Below are 7,751 nucleotides of genomic sequence, written 5' to 3' on the forward strand. Positions count from 1 at the left end.
TCGTCCATGCCGAGGATCGCGATGATGTCCTGCAGCGACTTGTAGCGTTGCAGGATGCCCTGCACGTCGCGCGCCACCTGGTAATGCTCTTCGCCGACGATCGCCGGATCGAGGATCCGCGAGGTCGAGTCGAGCGGGTCAACCGCCGGGTAGATGCCCAGTTCGGAGATCGCGCGCGACAGAACGGTGGTCGCGTCAAGGTGAGTGAAGGAGGTCGCGGGTGCGGGGTCGGTCAGGTCGTCCGCGGGGACGTAGATCGCCTGGACCGAGGTGATCGAGCCGGCCTTGGTCGAGGTGATGCGTTCCTGCAGCGCGCCCATGTCGGTCGCCAGCGTCGGCTGATAGCCCACCGCAGAGGGGATGCGGCCCAGAAGCGCCGACACCTCGGAGCCCGCCTGGGTGAAGCGGAAGATGTTGTCGACGAAGAACAGAACGTCGGTGCCGGACTGGTCGCGGAACTGTTCGGCCAGCGTCAGGCCGGTCAGCGCGACGCGGGCGCGCGCGCCGGGCGGTTCGTTCATCTGGCCATAGACCAGCGCCACCTTGGATTCCGCGAGGTTGTCGATCTTGATGACCTCGGAATCCATCATCTCGTGATAGAGGTCGTTGCCCTCGCGGGTGCGTTCGCCGACGCCCGCGAACACGGAATAGCCCGAGTGCACCTTGGCGATGTTGTTGATCAGTTCCATGATGAGCACGGTCTTGCCCACCCCGGCACCGCCGAACAGGCCCACCTTGCCGCCCTTGGAATAGGGCGCGAGCAGGTCGATGACCTTGATCCCGGTCACCAGGATTTCCGACGAGGTCGCCTGTTCGGCGAACTCGGGCGCGGGCTGGTGGATCGAGCGTTTTTCAGAAGCGACGACAGGCCCCTTCTCGTCGATCGGTTCGCCGATCACGTTCAGGATGCGGCCGAGCGTGGCATCGCCCACCGGCACCGAGATCGGGCCGCCGGTATCGGTGACGCGGGCGCCGCGCACGAGACCCTCGGTCGCGTCCATGGCAATGGTGCGCACGGTGTTTTCGCCCAGATGCTGGGCCACTTCCAGCACAAGCCGCTTGCCGTTGTTCTCGGTTTCCAGCGCGTTCAGAATCTCGGGCAGTTGGTCCTCGAACTGCACGTCGACGACGGCACCGATCACCTGGGTGACTTTGCCTACAGCATTTGCCATTGCGTTTCTCCGGTTCCGCTAGAGCGCCTCGGCGCCCGAAATGATTTCGATGAGTTCCTTGGTGATCGCAGCCTGACGCGAGCGGTTGTACACGATGGTCAGCCGGTCGATCATGTCGCCCGCGTTGCGCGTGGCGTTGTCCATGGCCGACATCCGCGCGCCCTGTTCCGAGGCGCTGTTCTCCAGAAGCGCGGCGAAGATCTGGGTGGCCACGCCGCGCGGCAGCAGTTCGGACATGATCTCGCCCTCGGTCGGCTCGAAGCTGTAGATGGTCGAGAACGCCTCGGGCGCGTCGAACACCGCGGGGATGATCTGCTGGGCCGTCGGCTCCTGGCTGATGACCGAGCGGAAGCGACTGAAGAAGATCGTCGCGACGTCGAATTCCCCGGCCTTGAACCGCTCGATCAGGTCGTCGGTGATCTGGCGGGCATTGTCATAGCCGACGCGCTTGACCTCGGACAGGTCGATATGGCCGATCATCAGCGCGGCGAAGTCGCGTTTGAGCTGTTCGCGGCCCTTGCGGCCCACGGTGAGGATCTTGACCGTCTTGCCCTGGCGGACAAGGTCGTTGATCCGGGTCTTGGCCAGACGCACGATCGACGAGTTGAACGCCCCGCACAGGCCGCGCTCGGCGGTCATGACCACCAGCAGGTGCACCTTGTCCGACCCGGTGCCGACCAGCAGCCGGGGCGCGTTGGCGGCCCCGGTGGACGACGCGGCGAGGCCGGACATCACCTTCTGCATCTGCTCGGCATAGGGGCGCGCGCTTTCGGCGGCCTCCTGGGCGCGGCGGAGCTTGGCCGCCGCGACCATCTGCATGGCCTTGGTGATCTTCCGCGTGTTCTTGACGCTTCCGATCCGGTTCTTCAGGTCCTTGAGGCTGGGCATCTATCCGATCCTGACCCGCGGCTTAGGCGAAAGTCTTGGCGAATTCGTCGAGCGCGCCCTTGATCTTGTCCTCAAGCTCGCCCTTCACCTTGCGGTCGTTGTTGGTGATGTCGTCCAGCAGCGCCTGATGCTTCGAGCGCAGGAAGTTCAGCAGCCCCGCCTCGTACCGGCCGACATCCTTGACCGCGACATTGTCGAGATAGCCATTGGTGCCGGCGAAGATCACGCAGACGATTTCCGCGTTGGTCAGCGGCGAGTATTGCGGCTGCTTCATCAGTTCGGTCAGGCGCGCACCGCGGTTCAGCAGGCGCTGGGTCGAGGCGTCGAGATCCGAGCCGAACTGCGCGAAGGCCGCCATCTCGCGATACTGGGCGAGCGACAGTTTCACCGGACCGGCGACCGAAGACATTGCCTTGGTCTGGGCCGAGGAGCCGACGCGCGACACCGACAGACCGGTGTTCACGGCCGGGCGAACGCCCTGGTAGAACAGGTCGGTTTCGAGGAAGATCTGGCCATCCGTGATCGAGATCACGTTGGTCGGGATATAGGCCGACACGTCGCCCGCCTGGGTCTCGATGATCGGCAGCGCCGTCAGCGAGCCCGCGCCGTGATCCTCGTTCAGCTTGGCCGAACGTTCCAGCAGGCGGGAGTGCAGGTAGAACACGTCGCCCGGATAGGCCTCGCGCCCCGGCGGGCGGCGCAGCAGCAGCGACATCTGGCGATAGGCGACGGCCTGTTTGGACAGGTCGTCATAGATCATCAGCGCGTGGCGGCCGTTGTCGCGGAAGAATTCACCGATCGCGGTCGCCGAATAGGGCGCGAGGAACTGCATCGGCGCGGGGTCGGAGGCGGTCGCGGCCACGACGATCGAATAGGCCATGGCGCCGGTCTCTTCCAGCTTCTTGACCAGCTGGGCGACGGTCGAGCGCTTCTGCCCCACGGCGACATAGACGCAGTAGAGCTTCTTGCTTTCGTCGTCGCCAGCGGCCTCGTTATAGGATTTCTGGTTCAGGATCGCGTCGAGCGCGACAGCGGTCTTGCCGGTCTGGCGGTCGCCGATGATCAGCTCGCGCTGGCCGCGGCCGATCGGGATCATGGCGTCGACCGATTTCAGGCCGGTGGCCATGGGTTCATGCACCGATTTGCGCGGGATGATGCCCGGCGCCTTGACGTCGGCGACGCGACGCTCGGTCGTCGCGATCGGGCCCTTGCCGTCGATCGGGTTGCCCAGCGCGTCGACCACGCGGCCCAGAAGCGCGTCGCCCACCGGCACGTCCACGATCGAGTTCGTGCGCTTGACGGTATCGCCTTCCTTGATGTCGCGGTCCGAGCCGAAGATCACGATGCCGACATTGTCGGCCTCCAGGTTCAGCGCCATGCCGCGGATGCCGCCGGGGAATTCCACCATCTCGCCGGCCTGGACATTGTCGAGGCCGTGGACACGGGCGATCCCGTCGCCGACCGACAGCACGCGGCCCACCTCTGCGACCTCGGCCTGCTGACCGAAGTTCGTGATCTGCTCCTTGAGGATCGCAGAGATCTCAGCTACTTGGATACCCATTTATCCGACCTCTTTCATGGTGTTCTGGAGAGCACTGAGCCGCGCGCGGATCGAGGTGTCGATCATCTTCGAGCCCAGCTTGACGACGAGGCCGCCGATGAGACGCTCATCGACGGTGGCGTTGATCTTGACGTCCTTGCCGGCATTGGCCTTGAGCGCGGCGGCAAGCCTGGCCTTCTGCGCGTCCGAGAGCGGCCGGGCCGAGACGACATCGGCGCTGATCTCGCCCTTGTACTCGGCGATCTGCGCGCGCAGTTGCGCGATCAGTTGCGGCAAGGCGAAGAGGCGGCGGTTGGACGCCATGAGGCGCATGGTGTTCGAGGTCATCAGACCGATGCCGATGCGCGGTGCGATCGCGGCGATGGCATAGGATTGCTCGTCGCGCGAATAGATCGGCGAGGCGATCAGGTCGCGGAAATCGGCGCTGTCCTTCAGCACGGCGTCGATCTTGTCGACATCGCCCTCAAGCGCGGCGACGGCATTGGCATCCTTCGCGATCTCGAACAGAGCGGTGGCGTATCGCGCGGCAATGCCGGACGAAATCGAGGCTGGTTCGGACACGTCAACCCTTCCGATATCTGTGGCCCCTGTGAATGCCGCCTGGGACGGGTGAGGGGCAGATCAAGCGGCGCACCCGGGCGGGCACGCTCCGAAATCGGCGTGGGTGTAGCAGAGGCGGGGGAACCTCGCAACCGCCTATAGGGCCCTATTCGCGCGCATGTCACGGTCGCGCCGCACGGCCCCGTCGGCAAGCGGAATCCGGCGCGCCGGACGCGGCGATCGCGCGCATGCTGCGGGGCGGCGAAACCCGTTGATTGGTTGCGCTCAGGCGGGCTCCGGGCCGCGGGCCGGCAGGCCCTCGAGGATACGCAGCGGGCGGGTCAGGCCGTCCTTCACGCTCAGCCCGGTCGGGCGGTAGACACGCTTGGTCGCCTCGACGATCAGCACACCGCCCGCGTAATAGGCAGAAATGCGACGCCCGGCATTTTCCCACATGCCCGCGGTCCGGAGCCAGAATCGACGTGCGGTCGGCGGTGCGAACAGGGCGGCGCGATGCGCCTCGGGCTCGAAACCGTGGTGGCGCAGCTGCGATTCGAGCTGGCCGTTGGAATAGGGCCGCCCGAACCCGAAGGGCGTGCCGTCGCGCCGCGCCCAGAGCCCCGAGCGGTTCGGCACGACGAACAGCGCCCGCCCCCCGGGGCCAAGCACGCGCGACGCCTCGTCCAGAACGGCGGCCGGGTTCTCCGAGGTTTCCAGACCGTGCAGCAGGATCAGCTTGTCCACGAAGCCGTCGGGCAAGGGCCAGGCGGTCTCCTCGCACAGAACCGAGACATTGTCCTGCCCCGCGGGCCAGGGCATCACCCCCTGCTGGCCGGGCATCAGTGCGATCACCCGGCGCGCGTCCTGCGTGAAGGGCCGCATCAGCGGTACGGCGAAGCCGAAGCCCGCAACCGTCTGGCCCTTGGCCTCGGGCCAGATATCCACGACCTGGGCGCGGATTGCAGATTGCGCCACGCGCCCCAGATTGGTGCGGTAGTAGAAGTTCCTCAGGTCCAGGACGTCGAGGTGCATTGCGGCGCGTGCTGCCTTCGGGCCAGGGTCACGGGAACCAAGATAGCCATGTGGAGACAGAATGCCATGCCCCTGGAGATCGTGACCGTTCCCTGCCTGAGCGACAATTACGCCTATCTGGCGCATGATCCGGCAACCGGCGCGACGGCGGTGATCGACGCGCCCGAGGCCGGACCCATCGAGGCGGCGCTGGCCGAACGCGGCTGGCGGCTGAGCGATATCCTGATCACGCATCACCATCGCGACCATGTGGGCGGCGTCGAGGCGCTGCGCGCAGCCCATGGCGCCCGGGTCACCGGCGCGGCGGCCGATGCGCACCGCCTGCCGCCGCTGGATACCGCCGTGGCGGAGGGCGACCGGGTCGCGATCGGCGGCGAAACGGGGAAGGTGCTGGAGGTTCCGGGGCACACGGTCGGGCATATCGCCTTTTACTTCGCCGGGTCGGGCGCGGTGTTCACCGCCGACAGCCTGATGGCGCTGGGTTGCGGGCGGCTGTTCGAGGGCACGCCCGAGATGATGTGGGCGAGCCTGTGCAAGCTGGCCGCACTGCCGCCCGGGACGGAGGTGTTTTCGGGCCATGAATACACCGCCGCGAACGGGCGTTTCGCGCAGACCATCGAGCCGGAGAATGCCGCGCTGAAGGCGCGGATGGACGAGATCGCCGCCTTGCGCGCGGCGGGGCGACCCACCGTGCCCTCGCGGCTGTCCGAAGAACAGGCCACAAACCCGTTCCTGCGCGCGGGACTTGCCGGGGTGAAGCGCGCCCTGGCGATGGAAAACGCCCCCGACGCGGCGGTCTTTGCCGAGATCCGCGGACGGAAGGACCGCTTCTGAATCCGCGGAGAGTGCCGAAAAACATGGCGTTTCCGGGATGGCGGCCAAGATTTGAACAGAAAAAACTTGAAGCCTGCCCGCAAACACCAAAACTTAACCCAGAGAGGCCAAGGTCGAAGGTGGGTGTCGCCCCCTGTCGACCGCAGGTAGAAAGGAGCGCGTCTCGTGCCTTCGTTTTCGAACACACTCGAGCAAGCCATCCATGCCGCGCTCGCCCTGGCCAATTCCCGACGGCATGAACTGGCCACGCTGGAACATCTTCTTCTGGCCCTGATCGACGAACCGGACGCCGCCAAGGTGATGCGGGCCTGTTCGGTCGATCTGGACGAGCTGCGCAAGACACTGACCGATTTCATCGAGGACGAGCTGTCCACGCTCGTCACCGATATCGAAGGCTCCGAGGCGGTGCCGACCGCCGCCTTCCAGCGCGTGATCCAGCGCGCCGCGATCCATGTCCAGAGTTCCGGGCGGACCGAGGTCACCGGGGCCAATGTGCTGGTCGCGATCTTTGCCGAACGGGAATCGAACGCGGCCTATTTCCTGCAGGAACAGGACATGACGCGCTATGACGCGGTGAATTTCATCGCGCATGGCGTGGCCAAGGATCCGTCCTTCGGCGAGCATCGCCCGGTCACCGGGGCCAGCGATTTCGAGGAAGAGACGCAGCCATCGGGCCAGTCGGAAGGCACGGAGTCGCGCGAATCCGCCCTTTCGAAATATTGCGTCGACCTGAACGCCAAGGCCCGCAAGGGCGATGTCGACCCGCTGATCGGGCGCGACCATGAAGTGGAACGCTGCATCCAGGTGCTGTGCCGCCGACGCAAGAACAACCCGCTGCTGGTGGGCGATCCGGGCGTGGGCAAGACCGCCATCGCCGAGGGGCTGGCGCGCAAGATCGTCAAGGGCGAGACGCCCGAGGTCCTGTCGAAATCGACGATCTATTCGCTGGACATGGGGGCGCTGCTGGCCGGAACCCGCTATCGCGGCGATTTCGAGGAACGGCTGAAGGCAGTCGTGAACGAGCTGGAGGACCATCCGGACGCGGTTCTCTTCATCGACGAGATCCACACGGTGATCGGCGCGGGCGCTACCAGCGGCGGGGCGATGGACGCCTCGAACCTGCTGAAACCGGCGCTTCAGGGCGGCAAGCTGCGCTGCATGGGCAGCACGACCTACAAGGAGTTCCGCCAGCATTTCGAAAAGGACCGCGCGCTGTCGCGCCGGTTCCAGAAGATCGACGTGAACGAACCCTCGGTCGAGGACGCGGTGAAGATCCTCAAGGGCATCAAGCCCTATTTCGAGGATCATCACGACGTGAAATACACCTCGGACGCGATCCGCAGCGCGGTCGAACTGTCCGCGCGCTACATCCATGACCGCAAGCTGCCCGACAAGGCGATCGACGTGATCGACGAGGCGGGCGCGGCCCAGCATCTGCTGGCCGAGAGCAAGCGGCGCAAGACCATCGGCACCAAGGAGATCGAGGCCGTGGTGGCCAAGATCGCCCGCATCCCGCCGAAGAATGTCAGCAAGGACGACGCGAAGGTGCTGAAGGATCTGGAGACCACGCTCAAGCGGGTGGTCTTTGGCCAGGACAAGGCGATCGAGGCGCTGGCCTCGGCGATCAAGCTGGCCCGTGCGGGCTTGCGCGAGCCCGAGAAGCCCATCGGCAACTACCTGTTCGCCGGGCCCACGGGCGTCGGCAAGACCGAGGTGGCCAAGCA

The 7,751-nt window shown here is 65.9% G+C and carries 7 protein-coding genes; 2 read left to right on the forward strand and 5 right to left on the reverse strand.

What is annotated here, in order from left to right:
- The 5 genes from atpD to ENN83_RS06820 all read right to left on the reverse strand — a co-directional run.
- A partial coding sequence (gene atpD / locus ENN83_RS06800; protein ID WP_287185458.1) for a F0F1 ATP synthase subunit beta occupies positions 1–1,172 on the reverse strand: 1,172 nt, incomplete at its 3' end.
- A gap of 18 nt (positions 1,173–1,190) precedes the next feature.
- Positions 1,191–2,060: a F0F1 ATP synthase subunit gamma gene (locus ENN83_RS06805; protein ID WP_287185460.1), complete on the reverse strand. Its 870-nt coding sequence runs from the start codon at positions 2,058–2,060 to the stop codon at positions 1,191–1,193.
- Between the two features lie 22 nt (positions 2,061–2,082).
- On the reverse strand, positions 2,083–3,621 hold the full coding sequence (gene atpA / locus ENN83_RS06810) for a F0F1 ATP synthase subunit alpha (protein WP_287185462.1): 1,539 nt from the start codon (positions 3,619–3,621) through the stop codon (positions 2,083–2,085).
- Positions 3,622–4,182, reverse strand: a complete 561-nt coding sequence (locus tag ENN83_RS06815; protein ID WP_287185463.1) for a F0F1 ATP synthase subunit delta — start codon at positions 4,180–4,182, stop codon at positions 3,622–3,624.
- Positions 4,183–4,446: 264 nt separating this feature from the next.
- Positions 4,447–5,193, reverse strand: a complete 747-nt coding sequence (locus tag ENN83_RS06820) for a class I SAM-dependent methyltransferase (RefSeq protein WP_287185464.1) — start codon at positions 5,191–5,193, stop codon at positions 4,447–4,449.
- Positions 5,194–5,259: 66 nt separating this feature from the next.
- On the opposite strand from ENN83_RS06820, the gene gloB reads away from it, so the two are divergent.
- Both gloB and ENN83_RS06830 read left to right on the forward strand, forming a co-directional pair.
- The gene (gloB, locus tag ENN83_RS06825) at positions 5,260–6,027 is read left to right on the forward strand and encodes a hydroxyacylglutathione hydrolase (protein ID WP_287185466.1); all 768 of its coding nucleotides are present in this window, start codon (positions 5,260–5,262) and stop codon (positions 6,025–6,027) included.
- A 165-nt stretch (positions 6,028–6,192) separates the two neighbouring features.
- The coding region (locus ENN83_RS06830; RefSeq protein ID WP_287185468.1) for an AAA family ATPase at positions 6,193–7,751 on the forward strand (1,559 nt) is incomplete at its 3' end.

Source organism: Rhodovulum sp. (assembly GCF_011048875.1).
Lineage (GTDB): Bacteria > Pseudomonadota > Alphaproteobacteria > Rhodobacterales > Rhodobacteraceae > Rhodovulum > Rhodovulum tesquicola.

Excerpts from the sequence above, each read along its gene's own strand:
- atpA (WP_287185462.1), bottom strand. The coding sequence starts at position 3,621 with ATGGGTATCCAAGTAGCTGAGATCTCTGCGATCCTCAAGGAGCAGATC.
- gloB (WP_287185466.1), top strand. The coding sequence starts at position 5,260 with ATGCCCCTGGAGATCGTGACCGTTCCCTGCCTGAGCGACAATTACGCC.
- ENN83_RS06805 (WP_287185460.1), bottom strand. The coding sequence starts at position 2,060 with ATGCCCAGCCTCAAGGACCTGAAGAACCGGATCGGAAGCGTCAAGAAC.
- ENN83_RS06820 (WP_287185464.1), bottom strand. The coding sequence starts at position 5,193 with ATGCACCTCGACGTCCTGGACCTGAGGAACTTCTACTACCGCACCAAT.